Source organism: Acutalibacter sp., assembly GCF_056800975.1.
Map to the genome: position 1 here is coordinate 1 of NZ_JBQISV010000012.1, position 14,799 is coordinate 14,799.

At 58.0% G+C, this 14,799-nt stretch carries 17 protein-coding genes; 9 read left to right on the forward strand and 8 right to left on the reverse strand.

The genetic code is table 11. The features are described 5' to 3' along the window. Window position 1: 1 nt before the first annotated feature. The 5 genes from ACTO5E_RS02500 to ACTO5E_RS02520 all read right to left on the reverse strand — a co-directional run bounded on the left by ACTO5E_RS02500 (window position 2) and on the right by ACTO5E_RS02520 (window position 4,792). Entirely contained in the window at window positions 2–547 is a 546-nt protein-coding gene (locus tag ACTO5E_RS02500; protein WP_482301300.1) for an adenylyl-sulfate kinase, read from the reverse strand. A gap of 14 nt (window positions 548–561) precedes the next feature. Next, window positions 562–2,592, reverse strand: coding sequence for a hypothetical protein (locus tag ACTO5E_RS02505; protein ID WP_482301301.1), 2,031 nt, complete (start codon window positions 2,590–2,592; stop codon window positions 562–564). 159 nt (window positions 2,593–2,751) lie between these two features. Further along, window positions 2,752–3,711, reverse strand: a complete 960-nt coding sequence (locus ACTO5E_RS02510) for a flagellin N-terminal helical domain-containing protein (protein WP_482301303.1) — start codon at window positions 3,709–3,711, stop codon at window positions 2,752–2,754. 180 nt (window positions 3,712–3,891) lie between these two features. Next, a complete protein-coding gene (locus ACTO5E_RS02515; RefSeq protein WP_482301304.1) occupies window positions 3,892–4,428 on the reverse strand; it encodes a helix-turn-helix domain-containing protein in 537 nt (178 codons plus the stop codon). A gap of 1 nt (window position 4,429) precedes the next feature. Continuing rightward, a complete protein-coding gene (locus tag ACTO5E_RS02520; protein WP_482301306.1) occupies window positions 4,430–4,792 on the reverse strand; it encodes a carbon storage regulator in 363 nt (120 codons plus the stop codon). Between the two features lie 260 nt (window positions 4,793–5,052). Here ACTO5E_RS02520 and ACTO5E_RS02525 point away from each other — a divergent pair, with 260 nt between their 5' ends. The 9 genes from ACTO5E_RS02525 to ACTO5E_RS02565 all read left to right on the forward strand — a co-directional run bounded on the left by ACTO5E_RS02525 (window position 5,053) and on the right by ACTO5E_RS02565 (window position 11,176). Further along, the gene (locus ACTO5E_RS02525; RefSeq protein ID WP_482301308.1) at window positions 5,053–5,526 is read left to right on the forward strand and encodes a winged helix-turn-helix domain-containing protein; all 474 of its coding nucleotides are present in this window, start codon (window positions 5,053–5,055) and stop codon (window positions 5,524–5,526) included. A 54-nt stretch (window positions 5,527–5,580) separates the two neighbouring features. Beyond that, window positions 5,581–6,702: an aldo/keto reductase gene (locus tag ACTO5E_RS02530; protein ID WP_482301310.1), complete on the forward strand. Its 1,122-nt coding sequence runs from the start codon at window positions 5,581–5,583 to the stop codon at window positions 6,700–6,702. Window positions 6,703–6,920: 218 nt separating this feature from the next. Next, on the forward strand, window positions 6,921–7,370 hold the full coding sequence (locus ACTO5E_RS02535) for a LytTR family DNA-binding domain-containing protein (protein WP_482301311.1): 450 nt from the start codon (window positions 6,921–6,923) through the stop codon (window positions 7,368–7,370). A gap of 69 nt (window positions 7,371–7,439) precedes the next feature. Beyond that, window positions 7,440–7,949 (forward strand): hypothetical protein, encoded by a 510-nt coding sequence (locus ACTO5E_RS02540; RefSeq protein ID WP_482301313.1) that lies wholly within the window; start codon window positions 7,440–7,442, stop codon window positions 7,947–7,949. A 120-nt stretch (window positions 7,950–8,069) separates the two neighbouring features. Further along, window positions 8,070–8,246: a 30S ribosomal protein S21 gene (gene rpsU, locus ACTO5E_RS02545; protein WP_016404966.1), complete on the forward strand. Its 177-nt coding sequence runs from the start codon at window positions 8,070–8,072 to the stop codon at window positions 8,244–8,246. Window positions 8,247–8,365: 119 nt separating this feature from the next. Further along, the gene (locus tag ACTO5E_RS02550) at window positions 8,366–8,872 is read left to right on the forward strand and encodes a YqeG family HAD IIIA-type phosphatase (RefSeq protein ID WP_482301315.1); all 507 of its coding nucleotides are present in this window, start codon (window positions 8,366–8,368) and stop codon (window positions 8,870–8,872) included. Further along, window positions 8,869–9,948, forward strand: coding sequence for a M24 family metallopeptidase (locus ACTO5E_RS02555; RefSeq protein WP_482301317.1), 1,080 nt, complete (start codon window positions 8,869–8,871; stop codon window positions 9,946–9,948). The genes ACTO5E_RS02550 and ACTO5E_RS02555 overlap by 4 nt, the downstream gene beginning before the upstream one ends. 118 nt (window positions 9,949–10,066) lie before the next feature. Beyond that, the gene (gene efp / locus ACTO5E_RS02560; protein WP_482301319.1) at window positions 10,067–10,624 is read left to right on the forward strand and encodes an elongation factor P; all 558 of its coding nucleotides are present in this window, start codon (window positions 10,067–10,069) and stop codon (window positions 10,622–10,624) included. Between the two features lie 75 nt (window positions 10,625–10,699). After that, a complete protein-coding gene (locus ACTO5E_RS02565) occupies window positions 10,700–11,176 on the forward strand; it encodes a CD1247 N-terminal domain-containing protein (RefSeq protein ID WP_482301321.1) in 477 nt (158 codons plus the stop codon). Between the two features lie 174 nt (window positions 11,177–11,350). Here ACTO5E_RS02565 and ACTO5E_RS02570 read toward each other — a convergent pair whose 3' ends face one another. The 3 genes from ACTO5E_RS02570 to serC all read right to left on the reverse strand — a co-directional run bounded on the left by ACTO5E_RS02570 (window position 11,351) and on the right by serC (window position 14,567). After that, entirely contained in the window at window positions 11,351–11,677 is a 327-nt protein-coding gene (locus tag ACTO5E_RS02570) for a nucleotide pyrophosphohydrolase (RefSeq protein WP_482301323.1), read from the reverse strand. Window positions 11,678–11,886: 209 nt separating this feature from the next. After that, window positions 11,887–13,053 carry a phosphoglycerate dehydrogenase gene (locus ACTO5E_RS02575; protein ID WP_482301324.1) on the reverse strand — a complete coding sequence of 389 codons (1,167 nt, stop codon included), beginning with the start codon at window positions 13,051–13,053 and terminating at the stop codon, window positions 11,887–11,889. A 428-nt stretch (window positions 13,054–13,481) separates the two neighbouring features. Beyond that, the gene (gene serC, locus ACTO5E_RS02580) at window positions 13,482–14,567 is read right to left on the reverse strand and encodes a 3-phosphoserine/phosphohydroxythreonine transaminase (RefSeq protein ID WP_482301325.1); all 1,086 of its coding nucleotides are present in this window, start codon (window positions 14,565–14,567) and stop codon (window positions 13,482–13,484) included. Between the last annotated feature and the right edge of the window lie 232 nt (window positions 14,568–14,799).

Here is a 14,799-nt window from a genome sequence, read left to right on the forward strand (position 1 = left end):
CTCATTCCGGCACCCCCACTTCAAAGCGGGCTGTCAGCTCCGCTACAATCTCCTCCGGGGTGCGGCCGCCATCGTTCTCCACCACCACGTCCGGGCAGTCAGGCTCATCCCAGGGTAGGTCCACCCCCACCACATTTTTTGTCTTGGTGGAGTACAGCTGCTTCTGGTCCCGCCGGTACAGAGTCTCATGGGTGACCTTGATATATATCTCCTTATAATGGGGGATGTTCTCCCGGTTCCACTGCCGCACCTCCTTGTACATGGAGATGCTGCAAACCACCACATCCCGGCCCTCCCGGGCAATGTCCCGGCACCAGGCGAACATGTCCCAGGCCCCTGCCTTGCGGGCCTCGGTGGTGTAGCGTTCCTCGTCCATTACGCCGGTGTCCTCCGGGTCGCCGTTGCGCACCCGGTCCCCGTCAATGAGCTCAGCGTCCGGGTGAACCGCCAGCAGCTTCTCATAAAACAGCCCGCCGACCGTGGTCTTTCCCGCCCCGGCCAGGCCTGTAAAAAAGTAGACCGTACCAAAACTCTCTGTATTTTCCATCCTTTGGCTCCCTCCTAATGATACATGGGCCGCTCCATCAGCGCCGGGTCGAGCTTGAGCACGGGGATAAACTGCAGCTGCCGGCCGTTCATGTTGACCAGGGTAATGCCCTTCATCAGCAGATCCGCCACGAACTTCCGCTTTGCATCCGCCTCCTCCATCTTCTCCTTTGTAATACGCTCAGCCTCTTCCTCTACGGTTTCCGGATAGTCCGGAGAAAGCCCGGCCTCCTGGTCCTCCTTGCGGTTATACTCCACTGCCTTTAAATAACCCAGGCGCATGGTGGTGAGCATATAGTGGTCGATTACCGAAAATCCCCGGATCAGCTCCTCTACCCTCTCCTTGTCCATGGGCTCGCCCTTGTAATAGTGAAAATCATATCCATAATACTCATACGCGTCCCGCAGGAAATATTCAATGTAGCAGCGCTCCGCGTCAGTGGCAAATTCATCGTGGGTGCGGTAAACGGCATCCGTGTCAAAGCCCTCCGCTGTACCATCCTCCGAGTAAGTCTCCATCCGCTGGCCGTTGAAGGAGCAGTATGTCATGCTTTCGGTGTAGGGCAGGTCCAAAAATTCTGTCAGCGCGCGGAAGGTTGCCGTTGGGTTCAGCTTGGCGTCCTCAAAGCGCACCACCACCGAATCCTTGAAAATCCGCTCCTGGGGGTCCTTCATAAAGCCCCGAAAGCTGACCCGCGCCAGTACCTCGTCGTGTACCACGCCCACCTTGCCGTTGGGCAGATACTCCGGCTGGTTGGCCATAAAGCGGATGGCCGCCGCGTAGCTGGTGGTAATCCGGCGCATGGGGGTGAAGGTTTTGATATATTTGAAATTTTTGAATATAGGCGAATTGAATATCTCGTCAAACTGGGTAGACGTCATAATCGCCCGTCCCTGGCTGTCGCCCGCCATATTGGTCAAAAAATATCCGAAATGGGGCTGCAGCATAATCGCGGGCGTAATCCTTGCCGCCGGGTCCAGGGTGTGAGTATGTTCCTCGTCCCGGAAGAAATAGGCCACCATGATATCCTTGTCCGTGCGGTCCCGCATACGGAACAGCTCCTGTATCATGGAAGCATTGCCCCAGTCGTTGCTGTCAAACACCTCGGCAATCTCCCGGGAGTTCCTGGCGTCGTCCAGGGTTTCCCCCACGTCCTTGAAGATTGCCTGTAACGTTTCGTACATAATGCTGGAGGTGCACACCATGTTGGGGTGTCCGTCCAGTACCTCGTTGAAAAAGTCGCCGCCGTTGTGATAGGAGAGCTGGGTCTGCCACACAAGCCGGTTGATCTCCCGCACCCCTAAGGGCTTGACAGGATACTGGCTGTAGTCAAGGCCAAAACGCTCCTTGAAGTCAATGGGATACTGGCTGAGCTCCTCCTCAATCAGAAACACCAGCTTCTTCCCTTCCAGCAGCTTTCTCAGGTTCAGCACCTGCAACTGGGCGCAGAACTCCGCCCAGTTTGTATAGTGCAGGTAGATATGGTTCTCGCGGCCCACCCACTCGCTGGGCCGCACATTGTCGTTCAAATATTCCAGCTCATACTGGGAGTAAACATCCTTTGCCAGGATGGGATCGTCCAAATTATAGAAGAAATTCCGGGTGACCACCGGCTCGCTGTAGTCGGTGACCTCCCCAAAGGCCCCGTCCCGACAGGGGACAAAGCTCTTGTCGTCAAAGGGGTAAAACCGGACAGGCAGCTCCTCAAAGGGGAGAAAATCCTTCCGGAACAGATAGGGGTATTTTCTCAGCAGCTTACAGTTGTTTTCATAGTGCGACCGCAGCAGCTTCTCGTTGGGCTCATAAAAGGCCTCGGTCATCACTGCCGCGCTCTCCTCCCGGTATTCTCCCTGGCGGTTCAATTCCAGCAGCGCCCGGTAAGAGAGGGTATAGTCGCCCCCCAGCTGTAGCACAAACAGCGCGGCCTCCATTTTGTCAGCCGGGCTCAGGTCTTCCTGGGTCCGCAGCGCCAGAGCGAATCCCTCGCAGGCCTTCTCCGCCTGACCCAATTCAGCCAGCCTTCTGGCCATTTCTATCGTCGTCATATACGGTTCCTTCCTCATATGATTATAGTGGCAGCAAACAGATTGACGGGCAAAGCAGCCGCCTTTGCCGCTAAAATAAAAATTGGGACGGGCCAACGCCCGCCCCAACCTCGTTGCGCAATTCTACTGTAGAATGTAAAACGAAAAGAGCGAAAAAACTTACTGCAGCAGCTGAAGCACGCCCTGGGGAACCGTGTTTGCCTGGGCCAGCATGGCCTGAGCGGACTGGACCAGGATGTTGTTCTTGGTGTACTTCATCATCTCGTCGGCCACGTCGGTGTCGCGGATGGAGCTCTCGGCGTCCTGGATGTTCTCCTGCATGACGGACAGGTTGTTGACGGTGTGGTCCAGACGGTTGGACACAGCGCCCAGCTTGCCGCGGAACTTGGAGACCATGTTGATCAGGCCCTTGGTGGCAGGAATCGCATTGGCTACACCAACACTGGCGCCGCGCAGATAGGCAACAGCCTGCAGAGCGCTGGATGCGTTGGTGATATCAATTTTGTAAACGCCGCCCTGACCCAGAGCAGAACCCGTGCCAGAGCCCTTGTTCGCTACCTTCTCAGTCATAATGAACTTGGTCAGGTCAAAGTTAGCATAGGAGCCCAGAGCCTGGGACATCTGCAGGCGGTCAGCAGAAGCGGCGGTGTCGCCGATCTGGAACTGCATGCTCTTGTTAGTGACGGCATCCTTACCCATCTCGCCGTTCAGCAGCTTCTTGCCGTTGAAGTTGGCGGTCTCGCCGATACGGTTGATTTCGGAAACCAGGGAGTCAACCTCGTCCTGCAGAGCGTTACGGTCAATGGCGTCGTCATAGGTGCCGTTGGCAGACTGCTCGGCCAGATAGACCATGCGGTTCAGCATGTCCTGAACCTCCTGCAGAGCGCCCTCAGCGGTCTTGATCAGGCCGTTGGCGTCCTTGGCGTTCTTCTTGGCAGCGTCCAGACCAGTGATCTGAGCGCGCATTTTCTCAGAAATAGCCAGACCGGCGGCGTCGTCGCCAGCGCGGTTGATCTTGTAGCCAGAGCTCAGCTTCTCCAGGTTGGCAGACAGAGACTTGGTGTTGTTGTTGTAGTTGCGGTAGGCGTTCATCGCCATAACATTGTGTTGAATACGCATATTCTTTTCTCCTTTGAATGTTTTCGCGTAAGCTTCGTCGCCGGCGTTCCTCGCCAGGACTCTGAGGTTTGTGCGCCCGCCCCGTCACGCTGGCCAAGCGTACGCGGGACTTTGGCGCGAATGAACTATATTTCAACCGGCCGCGGACCGGATGAAAGCAAAAGAAAATGTACAAAAAGGCTACGCGGTCAGCAGCTCCTCCGCTCCGCCGGCCTGGGCCTGAGCCCCCTGGTAGGCCAGCCTGCAAAAATATGTCCCGTCCTCCCGGTAAATCTCCGCCCAGCGGATTACGCTCCCCCGGGCAAGCTCCCGGCAAGCCTCTGCAGGCACCACCCCCAGCTTAGGCAGCTTCAGCCCTCCGCCGGCAAGGCGAATGGTCGCTCCCGCGCTGGTCTGTTGACAAAAGGTTCTATAGCAGTTGCATTGCTCTATGGGCTCGGGCCTTTTGTGGTCGTGGGGATTATAGCTGTGGTCCCGGAACGCCCGCTCCAGCTCGGTATGTACCGCGCCCAGAGCCAGGCTGTCGGCCTCCTTCAGGGCGGGCAGCTCCCGTTTGTAACGGGCCGGGCTGGGGATAAAATGCCGTCCCAGCTCCTTTTGCAGCTTCTCCCTGTCCGAAAGCATCCGGTTATAAAGCAGCAGACAACAGGCAAAGGTCTTTTCGATTTTTGCCGCCTGGGCCTCGCTGGGGCACAGACGGACCTGCAAAATGTCCATATCAGCCCAGCTCCTCTCCCAGCCGCACCAGCAGGTCCCGCAGTCTGGCAAGGTCCTCTCTGGGGCAAAGGCCTCCGGCTTCCAGCTGCTCCACCAGAGACACCGCCTGCTTGACAGCCTCCTGCCTCTCTTGAGCAGGCGGCCGCCTGCCGCTTTTAGACGAAGGAGCGGGCCTTTTCGCAGGCTCCCGCAGCCCCTGGGGCCGTTTGCCGCTGCGCTCCAAAACCTCGCCCCGCAGAACGGGGACCTCTCTGGGAGCCTTCACCGCAACCTCTACCGAGTCGCCTGCCTGCCGGAAAATCTGTATCGCAATGTCGTCGCCGATGGTCAGATATTCACCGGACTTCAGGCGCAATGTCAGCAACTGGCTCCCTCCCTGCGGCTGGCTTTTCAGGCGCGGGGTTGCAAAAAAGTATACTTTCCTGCAACCGGTCCTTTACTTCGTCTACACCACTATAATCGGCAGCAGAGGCGAAAAATTAAGGGTCTTTTCAAAATTTTTCGCCACTTTCGCACCTTGCAAAAAAGTATACTTTCCTGCAAAGGGAAAAGAGAGAAAAGCCGCTGTTTTCAGGGGCTTTTTGTATTATTTTTTGTACTATATTGAAACAAGGAGGCGGCGTTATGGCCGGCCAGACGGAATATATCGACCTGCGCAGGGTGGGCCGGGAAGGACTGGCCCAGATCCGCCGGCAGGTGGTGCGGCTGAAAAAAATGGGCCGCTCCGGCCGGGAGATTGAGGAGATTGTAGGGATACGCCAGAACCGCATCAGCGAAATCTGGTCCGCCTACCAGCGGCTGGGCGAGGCCAGCTTTCTGGCAAAAAGCGCCGCCCGCCCTGGCAAGCCCGCGCTGCTGCCCCCTCAGGCGCAGCGGGAGCTGCGGGAGATTTTTATGACAAAAACGCCCCAGGAGCTGGGCCTGCGGGGGCAGGTGTGGACCCAGGGCCAGGCTGCGGAGTTCGTCCGGCGGACCTACCGCATAGAGCTGGCCCCCCGGACCATGTCCGCCTACCTGGCCCGCTGGCGGGCTCAGAGCCGCCGCCCCCGGGGTCGTTTGACAGTAGAGGAAAAAAATGCAAAAAAGCCCTTGCTTTAACCCCGCTCCATATGATAGAGTAGGGGTCAAGAAACCCAGAGAGGAGCTTTTGCAATGAAAAAACTTGGCTTTGGCCTGATGCGCCTGCCCACCACCGACCCCGCAAACGCCGGGGCTGTTGACCTGGAACAGACCAAAAGGATGGTGGACCTTTTTATAGAAAAGGGCTTCACCTATTTTGACACGGCCTGGATGTACTGCGGCTTTCAGAGCGAGCCAGCTGTGAAGGAGGCTCTGGTGAGCCGCCACCCCCGGGACAGCTTTACCCTGGCCACCAAATTAAACGTCGGCTTTTTTGACACCCTGGAGGGCCGGGACGATATTTTCAACCAGCAGCTTGAAAAGACCGGAGCCGGCTATTTTGACTACTACCTGCTTCACGGCATAGACAGCGGCTCTTACCAGAAGTTTGAAGACCTGGACTGCTTTCGCTGGCTGATGGACAAAAAGGAGCAGGGCCTGGTCCGGAGCCCCGGCTTCTCCTTCCACGGCGACGCCCCGCTGCTGGACGAAATCCTGACCAAGCACCCGGAGCTGGAATTTGTCCAGCTGCAGATCAACTATCTGGACTGGGACAGCCAGTGGATTCAGTCCAGGGCCTGCTATGAGGCGGCTGTCAAGCACAACAAGCCCGTCATTGTCATGGAGCCGGTCAAGGGCGGCACCCTGGCCCAGGTGCCCGCACAGGTGCGGTCCCTGTTCCAGGCCCGCAGCCCCCAGGCCTCCCCGGCCAGCTGGGCCATTCGGTTTGCCGCCGGCCTGCCCGGGGTGATGATGGTGCTCTCCGGCATGAGCAGTCTGGCCCAGATGGAGGACAACCTGAGCTATATGCAGGACTTCCAGCCCCTGACCGACGAGGAGAAGGCAATGGTGTTCCAGGCGGCGGACATGATCAACAGCCAGATCGCCATTCCCTGCACCGGCTGCTCCTACTGTACCGAGGGCTGCCCTCAGAAAATCGCCATCCCCCAGTATTTCTCCCTGTACAACGAGGACATGCGGGAGCACCTGGAAGAAAAGGGCTGGACAGTGAATTTCAATAACTACGCCCAGCTGGCCCAGACGGCCGGCAAGGCTGCCGACTGCATTGCCTGCGGCCAGTGCGAGGGCATGTGCCCCCAGCATCTGCCTATTATCGAGCACCTGAAGGCGGTCTCGTCTCATTTTGACCACTGATCATGCAGCCCAGTACAGTACATATTTATAGAAACGACTTGGAAGGACCGGTGGACAATCATCGGTCCTTCTTCTTTTGTCACAACCCCGCCCCTTAACGGGCGTTTCGGGCCAGTCGCGCTGCGACCCAGGCATCTGGGGCAAAAGCCCTTGCGCCCCGGGCTCATTTGGCGTATACTGAGCTTGCAGCTGCAAGAATAGCCGAAAGGAGCCGCCCAATGAAGATACGCATGGAAATCGCCCCGGACCTGCAGGAGCCCGAGCTGGTGCTGCGCTGCCCCTGTCCCGGCGACAAAGAGGCCAGTCTGCTGGCCCGGCTGGGCAGTCTGGCGGCAGAGCATACCGAAAAGCTCACCGGCCTGCGGGAGGGACAGACCTATCTGCTGGACCCCCGGCAGGTGCTTTACGCCGACACGGTGGACAAACGCACCTTTCTATATACCGCAGGGGCGGTGTACGAGACCGGGCTGCGGCTGTATGAGCTGGAAGAACGCCTGCGGGACAAGGATTTCTTCCGGGCCGGCAAGTCGGCGTTGGTGAACTTCAACGCCATCCAGTCTCTCCGGCCTGACATGGGCGGGCGCATCCGTCTGACCATGGAGGGGGGCGAGACGGTGTACGTCTCCCGCCAGTACGCCCCCTGGTTGAAAAAACGCCTGGGGCTGTAGACAGATCGCCCCTACATCCCCAAACTATAGAAAAACCGGTCGAAAGCCGGGAGCGAAAGGAGAATCGTCATGAAAAAATTTTTAAAGCTGGTAATGGAGCTGAAAAGCTGGATCTGCCTGAGCTTCACAGCCTCCATCCTGATCTACCTGACAGTGGAGTTCGCGCTGGCCTGGGCGGAGGAGGGAGGCCGGCTGGCCGCTGCCTGGGCAAGCTTTGCCGGGGCCAGAATGCGCTGCACTCTGATTCTTCAGATGTTCATTTTGTGCGCCTGCATCAGTCTGCTGCAATATGTCTTTTTCTCCGGCCGGGCGCTGAAAAGGCTTGGCTACGGCCTGCGCATGGCCCTGTTCGCGGCGCTCTGCTTTGGGCTGTGCCTGGGGTTCGCGGCGGCCTTCCATTGGTTTCCCCTGGAAAACCCCGGGGCCTGGCTCAGCTTTGCCGCTATTTTTCTCATCGCCTATGTGGGCATCAGCCTGGGCTTTGAAATCTATTTCCGGGTCATGGGAAAAAAGTATGACGAGGCCCTGGGACGCCGCCGGAGGCTGTCGAATGGTGAAGATTCCGTGAACAAAACGTAACAATAAAAAAGACTTTCCCATAGGGGTTGACAAGCCCCGGGCTTGGCTGTATAATGGTTACGTTGTATAGCAAATTACGACGCACAACCCCTGCCTTTTGGGCGGATGGGAGGGATATGAATGGCTGAGATACGGCTCAAGGAAAACGAGTCTCTGGACAGTGCCCTGCGGCGCTTTAAAAAGCAGTGCGCCCGCGCTGGCGTGATCCAGGAGGTGCGCAAGCGCGAGGCTTATGAAAAGCCCTCGGTAAAGCGCAAGAAGAAGTCTGAAGCGGCCCGCAAGCGCAAGTATAAGTAAGCGGCTGCCGCAGGACATGGAGGGGACGGCAGCGTCCCGCTCTGTGCCCGGACTGCAAACCTGAAGGAAAGCGGGCGGCACGCCCGCTTTTTTGTTCCCGGCTGGAGAGTTGTCAAAATATGGGTATTTTCAAACCGACCGTTCTGCGGCGGCGGGCGCAGGAGCTGAGCCCCGGGCTTTTGCGGGAGCTGGGCGTCCGCGCCGTGCTGCTGGACGTGGACAACACCATTGCCCCCTATGGGGTGCGCAGGCCTGTGGCCGGCGCGGCCCAGTGGGCCCGCGGCCTCACCCAAGAGGGCTTCCGGGTGGTGATTGTGTCCAACAACTACAAAAAAAGAGTGAGCTCCTTTGCGGCTCAGCTGGGGCTCCCCTGTATCAGCTTTGCCCTGAAGCCCCTGCCCTTCGGCTACCTGCGGGCCCGGCGGATGCTGGGCGTCCGCTGCCGGGAGTGCGCGGTGGTGGGGGACCAGATTTTTACCGACGTCACCGGCGCCAACCTGTGCGGTATGCGCTCGGTGCTGCTGGAGCCCATTGAGCCTGAGGAGGGCTTGAGCTTCCGGATCAGGCGGTATTGGGAAAAGGGCCTGCGGGAAAAATTCAAAGAGAGAAAGGATGTTATACAATGAAGAACCCTGTGGAGCGGATTGCCGAAAAGCTCATTGCCGGCGACCCGCAGAAGGCCATCATGGTCAATTCTGAGCGGAACCGCCGGTATTTTACCGAGTTTCCCTCTGACGCGGGCGCGTTGCTGATCACTGCGGAGGAGGCCTATCTGCTGCAGGACTTCCGCTATGAGGAAGCGGCCCGTTATTCGGCCAAAAACTGCACGGTCACGGGCTTCAAGGATTTCAAGGAAAAGCTCTGCGAGCTGCTGGAAAAGCACGGCGTCAAGCAGGTGTATATGGAGATCAACAAGCTCTCGGTGGCCGACGCCCGGAGCTTTGAAAAGCTGCTTCAGGAGCATGGCATGGAGGCTGTGCTGGACGAGACCCTGGACAAGGCCATCAAGGACCAGCGGATGATCAAGTCCCCGGAGGAGGTGGCCAAAATCGAGGCCGCTCAGGCCATTACCGACGCTGCCTTCGAGCACATCCTCCCCTTCATCAAGGAGGGGGTCACTGAGCGGGAGCTGGCCCTGGAAATTGAGTTCTTCATGCGGAACAACGGCGCCGAGGCCGTGGCCTTTGACCTGATTGTGGCGGCGGGCAAAAGCGGCTCGCAGTGCCACGCGGTGCCCGGCGCGAACCAGGTGCAGAAGGGCGACTTCATCACCATGGACACCGGGGCCATGCTGGACGGCTATCACTCTGACATGACCCGCACCGTGGCTTTGGGCAAGGTCAGCGACGAGCAGCGAAAGGTATACGAGACCGTGCTGCAGGCTCAGCTGGCGGTGATCGACGCGGTGAAGCCCGGCATGCTGTGCTGCGATGTGGACAAAATTGCCCGGGACATTATCGAAAAGGACTATCCCGGTACCTTCGGCCATGGCCTGGGCCATGGGGTGGGCTTTGAAATCCACGAGTGGCCGGCCTTCTCCCACCGGGACCAGACCCCCTGCGCGGAGGGCATGGTCATCACCGACGAGCCGGGCATCTATGTGCCTGCCAAGTACGGCGTGCGCATTGAGGACATGCTGCTGGTGACAGCGGACGGCTGCCGGAGCCTGACCAAGTCCCCCAAGGAGCTGATTGAGCTGTAAGGCGGGCTTTCTGGCAGAAAGAGGCAAAAATCCGGCGATACATCTTGAAATTGCCGGGGAAATATATTAGAATAAACAGAGGACGAGCAGGCTAGAATATTTCGGGAGGTTTTATTTTATGGTAACCGCAGGCGATTTCAGAAACGGCGTCACCTTTGAGATGGACGGCAACGTGTACTCCATCATCGAGTTCCAGCACGTCAAGCCGGGCAAGGGCGCGGCCTTTGTGCGCACCAAAATCCGCAATGTCATCTCCGGGGCTGTCACCGAGCGCACCTTTAACCCCAACGACAAGTTCCCCACCGCATTCATCGAGCGCAAGGACATGCAGTATCTTTACAGCGACGGCGACCTGTACTACTTCATGGACACCGAGACCTATGAGCAGACCCCCATCAACGGCAATGTGCTGGGCGACAACTTCAAGTTTGTGAAGGAGAACATGGAGTGCAAGGTGCTGTCCTACAAGGGCAATGTGTTTGGCGTGGAGCCCCCCAACTTTGTGGAGCTGGAAATCACCAAGACCGAGCCCGGCCTGAAGGGCGACACCGCCACCAACACCCTGAAGCCCGCCACTGTGGAGACCGGCGCGGAGGTGCGGGTGCCCCTGTTCATCAACGAGGGCGAGATGATCCGTATTGACACCCGCACCGGCGAGTATATGGAGAGAGCGTAAGCTCCCCCATGCTTTGGGCGGCTTTGAGAAGAACAGAAGACCTTTCACAATATTTTGAGATATGAGGTGAATATTATGACCAATTCTGAGCGCGCGTCTTACATCAAGGGCTTGATGGAGGGGATGGAGCTGGACCCCAAGGCCAAGGAGACCAAGCTGTTCAACGCCATTGTAGAGCTGCTGGACGATCTGAGCGTCTCGGTGGAGGAGCTTGAGGACGGCTATGACGAGCTCTGCGAGCAGGTGGACGAGATTGACCAGGACCTGGGCAGTCTGGAAGAGGACTTTTATGGCCTGGACGAGGAGGACTGCGGCTGCGGCCACCATCACCATCATGGGGACGAGGGAGGCTGCGGATGCGGCTGCCACCATCATGGCCACGAGGCTGCCATTTTTGAGGCCATCTGCCCCAGCTGCGGCAAGAACATTGAGCTGACTGACGAAATGCTGGAAGCGGAGAAGATGATCTGCCCCGGCTGCGGCGAGACCCTGGAATTCGATTTTGACGAGGAAGACGAGCCGGAAGAGGAGAGCCAGGAGACCGAGGAGTAAATTCCTTCACAGAGCAAAACAGGGGAGCGCAGGGAAACCCGCGCTCTTTTTTGTTCCACTACCCGATCTCCTACCCAGAAAGGCGCAAAAGCTCCCGGAGAATCAGCTGATTCTCCGGGAGCTTTTTATGAAAATGCCGTTGGTCAAGCTATGACAGCCGGCCCATTTGGGCCGCTACCAACGCTCCATATTCCGCCGGTGCTTTTCCTGATAGACCTCCTCCAACTCCTCGGGGGTGATGTCGTAGCACAGCATCACGTCGTTGAAGTACATCATCACATCACACAGCTCCTCAATGAAATGCCGGCGAATCTGAGGGTCCTCAGTGATGGGCCCATCCCCCCGCTTTTTGATCACATCCGCCGCCTCTCCGGCCTCAATCATCATCCATAGAAGGGAGTCCCGCCCCTTTCTGGGGTTCAGTCCACCCCAACGGTCAAAATATTTCTCCTGCAGCTCCCTCTGAATGCGCTGCATCTCCTCAAAGCCAAACCGGCCCATCCTGCCCACTCCTTTGCCCGGGCGAGTCCCTGTTTTCGGGCAGACTTTTGTCCTCTTCCGCGCTGAAAGCTCCTGAAGTACGCAAGGACGTCCGCGAAACCACGCCCAAAGCCTGACAAAATCCACTCCGCAGTCCCTATATTCAGCTGATGGAAGCTCGCCCAAAAATGTCAGCTACAGGGACATTCTAGCACGCGGAGCAGCTTTTGTCAATCGATCACCCGCACCCGGATGATCGCCTCCAAGCGTTCCAGGGACCGGGCCGCTGCCGCCGGGTCGCCCCCCTGCACGTCCAGAATGGTGTAGGCATAGTCCTTGCGGGACTTGCTCTGCATGTTCTCAATGTTGATGCCCGCCTTGCCGCACACAGTGGTAAAGTCGGCGATCACGCCCGGGGTGTTCTGGTGAATGACGCAGATGCGCTGGGTGCCGGGCTCCCGGGCCATGGTCAGGCCGGGCAGGTTTACCGAATTGATGATGTTGCCGTTTTCCAGATACTCCTTCACCTGGTCCACAGCCATCATGGCGCAGTTGTCCTCGCTCTCAGGTGTCGAGGCCCCCAGGTGGGGCAGAGCGATCACGTTCTCAACGCCCAGCATCTCATCTGCGGGGAAGTCTGTGGCATAGGCGGAGACCTTACCCGAGGAGAGGGCTCCCAGCAGAGCGGCGTTGTCCACCAGCTCCCCACGGGCAAAGTTCAGCAGCCGCACGCCGTCCTTCATTTTCCCCAGAGAGCCAGCGTTGATCATCCCTGTGGTGTCAGCGGTGGCAGGCAGGTGCAGGGTGATGTAGTCGCAGTTCTGGTAGATTTCGTCCAGGCTCAGGGACCGGTGCACAGACCGGGACAGCCGCCAGGCAGCGTCCACCGACAGGAAGGGGTCGTAGCCATAGACCTCCATGCCCAAAGAGTGGGCGGCATTGGCCACCAGAATGCCGATGGCTCCCAGGCCCACCACGCCCAGAGTTTTGCCCTGCAGCTCCGGCCCGGCAAACTGGGCCTTGCCCTTTTCCACCAGCTTGCCCACCTCGGCCCCCTGGCCCTTGAGAGTCTTCACCCAGTCCATGGCCGGGCCGATTTTCCGGGAGGAGAGCAGCAGGGCGCACAGCACCAGCTCCTTCACAGCGTTGGCATTGGCCCCGGGGGTGTTGAACACCACCACGCCCTTTCTGGCGCAGTCCTCCACGGGAATGTTGTTGGTGCCCGCCCCGGCCCGGGCGATAGCCAGAAGGCCCGGGTTCAGCTCCATGTCGTGCATGGAGGCCGACCGCACCAGAATGGCGTCGGGCCCGGCCATCTCCGGGGAGAAGGTGTAGCTCTCGCCAAAACGCTTGGTGCCTATGGGGCTGATTTTATTGAGGCAGAGAATTTTGTACATGGGTATCATCCTTTCCCAAATGTGATACATTCTGAATATTATATTGACATCAACACAAAAGGCGGCTATAATATAAATAAAGAGGCGCTGCCGGAAAGGATATTTCGGACGGCTGGCCAAGTTATATCGCAGAAAGTAACCGTATTCCTTGGCGAGGGGCGGTTACTTTTTTGTGCTGTTGACGAGAGCAATCAGAAGCACAACAATGATGTTTAACATTGTCAGCGTGATCATCAGTGTCTCATAAGCACTCATAAGCCCGGCCTCCTTTCCATGTAAATTCCCGTGTGATCCATTGCGGGTCTCTTCATGTACTTGGCAGGCCAACCGTCCACCGTACGCATATCATTTTAGCAGCGCCCGCCCCTGCCAGTCTGGGAGGGGCGCTTTTATTTTATAACATATGCCGGAGTTTGTCAAACACCGGCTCAGCTATTTTCCTGCTCAAACTTCGCCATAAACGCCACCAGCGCGTCGATCCCCTCCGGGGGCATGGCGTTGTAGATGGACGCCCGCATACCGCCCACGCTGCGGTGGCCTTTCAGGTTCACAAAGCCCGCAGCTGCGGCCTCCTTCACAAACTTCCCGTCCAGTTCCTTGTCGCCGGTGACAAAGGTGACATTCATAATCGAGCGGCTGTCCTTTTCAGCGCAGCCCTTGAACAGCCGGGAGCCGTCCAGGAAATCATAGAGAACCTGAGCCTTTTTCACGTTCCGGGCCTCCATGGCCTCAAGCCCGCCAATGTCATTCTGAATCCATTCCAGCACCAGCTTGCAGATGTAGATGGACCAGCAGGGGGGTGTGTTATACATGGACTCGTTCTTGGCCATGACCCCGTAGTTAAACATGGTGGGAGTTCCCTCCTGGGGCTCGCCAATCAGGTCCTCTCGGACAATGACAATGGTCAGGCCTGCCGGGGCCACGTTCTTCTGGGCGCCGGCATAGAGCAGGCCGAACCGGCTCACGTCAATGGGGCGGCTGAGAATGCAGGAGGAGATATCCGCCACCAGGGGCACATTGCCGGTGTGGGGGAGCTCCTTCCAGACTGTGCCATAAATGGTGTTGTTCATGCAGATATGGAAGTAGTCCGCGTCAGGGCGGAACTCTTTCTCATCCAGGACAGGGATATGCGAGAAGTTGTCGTCCTTAGAGGAGGCCACAGCCTTGCAGTCCCCATAGCGGCTGCCCTCCTGAAAGGCCTTGGTGGAGAATTGGCCCGAGAGCACATAGTCCGCCTTGCGGGACTTGGTCATCAGGTTCATGGGCACGGCGGCAAACTGGCTGGAAGCCCCGCCCTGCAGAAACAGCACCTGGTAGTTGCCGGGAATGCCCATGACCTCCCGGAGCAGACGCTGGGCGTCCTTGATAATGGCGTCGTACACCGGAGAGCGGTGGGACATCTCCATAACGGACTGGCCGGAGCCCTGGTAGTCCAGCATTTCGGCAGCGGCCCTTTTCAGAACAGGCTCCGGCAGCATGGAGGGGCCGGCAGAGAAGTTGTAGACACGGGACATAGTGTGAGACCTCCTAAGATGGTTTTGCAATTTTTCAGTCTGTTAGCGCAATAAAGAAGTGGTTTTCTTCATCATTATAGCCTGAGTGGGGCAAAAATGCAAGGAAAAACAGTCGAGAATGCAGGCGGGATGGAAAAAAGCGGCGAATTTCATAAAATGTTTGCACTTGAGGGGCCACATATGATATAATAAAGGCCAAGGCAGCCGCCGGACTACAGGCGCAGCAGCCAAT

Coding starts and splice junctions, on each gene's coding strand:
- ACTO5E_RS02575 (WP_482301324.1), bottom strand. CDS start 13,053: ATGTACAAAATTCTCTGCCTCAATAAAATCAGCCCCATAGGCACCAAG.
- ACTO5E_RS02500 (WP_482301300.1), bottom strand. CDS start 547: ATGGAAAATACAGAGAGTTTTGGTACGGTCTACTTTTTTACAGGCCTG.
- ACTO5E_RS02510 (WP_482301303.1), bottom strand. CDS start 3,711: ATGCGTATTCAACACAATGTTATGGCGATGAACGCCTACCGCAACTAC.
- ACTO5E_RS02570 (WP_482301323.1), bottom strand. CDS start 11,677: ATGGGCCGGTTTGGCTTTGAGGAGATGCAGCGCATTCAGAGGGAGCTG.
- ACTO5E_RS02565 (WP_482301321.1), top strand. CDS start 10,700: ATGACCAATTCTGAGCGCGCGTCTTACATCAAGGGCTTGATGGAGGGG.
- ACTO5E_RS02525 (WP_482301308.1), top strand. CDS start 5,053: ATGGCCGGCCAGACGGAATATATCGACCTGCGCAGGGTGGGCCGGGAA.
- ACTO5E_RS02555 (WP_482301317.1), top strand. CDS start 8,869: ATGAAGAACCCTGTGGAGCGGATTGCCGAAAAGCTCATTGCCGGCGAC.
- rpsU (WP_016404966.1), top strand. CDS start 8,070: ATGGCTGAGATACGGCTCAAGGAAAACGAGTCTCTGGACAGTGCCCTG.
- ACTO5E_RS02530 (WP_482301310.1), top strand. CDS start 5,581: ATGAAAAAACTTGGCTTTGGCCTGATGCGCCTGCCCACCACCGACCCC.
- ACTO5E_RS02505 (WP_482301301.1), bottom strand. CDS start 2,592: ATGACGACGATAGAAATGGCCAGAAGGCTGGCTGAATTGGGTCAGGCG.
- serC (WP_482301325.1), bottom strand. CDS start 14,567: ATGTCCCGTGTCTACAACTTCTCTGCCGGCCCCTCCATGCTGCCGGAG.
- ACTO5E_RS02515 (WP_482301304.1), bottom strand. CDS start 4,428: ATGGACATTTTGCAGGTCCGTCTGTGCCCCAGCGAGGCCCAGGCGGCA.
- efp (WP_482301319.1), top strand. CDS start 10,067: ATGGTAACCGCAGGCGATTTCAGAAACGGCGTCACCTTTGAGATGGAC.
- ACTO5E_RS02550 (WP_482301315.1), top strand. CDS start 8,366: ATGGGTATTTTCAAACCGACCGTTCTGCGGCGGCGGGCGCAGGAGCTG.
- ACTO5E_RS02535 (WP_482301311.1), top strand. CDS start 6,921: ATGAAGATACGCATGGAAATCGCCCCGGACCTGCAGGAGCCCGAGCTG.
- ACTO5E_RS02540 (WP_482301313.1), top strand. CDS start 7,440: ATGAAAAAATTTTTAAAGCTGGTAATGGAGCTGAAAAGCTGGATCTGC.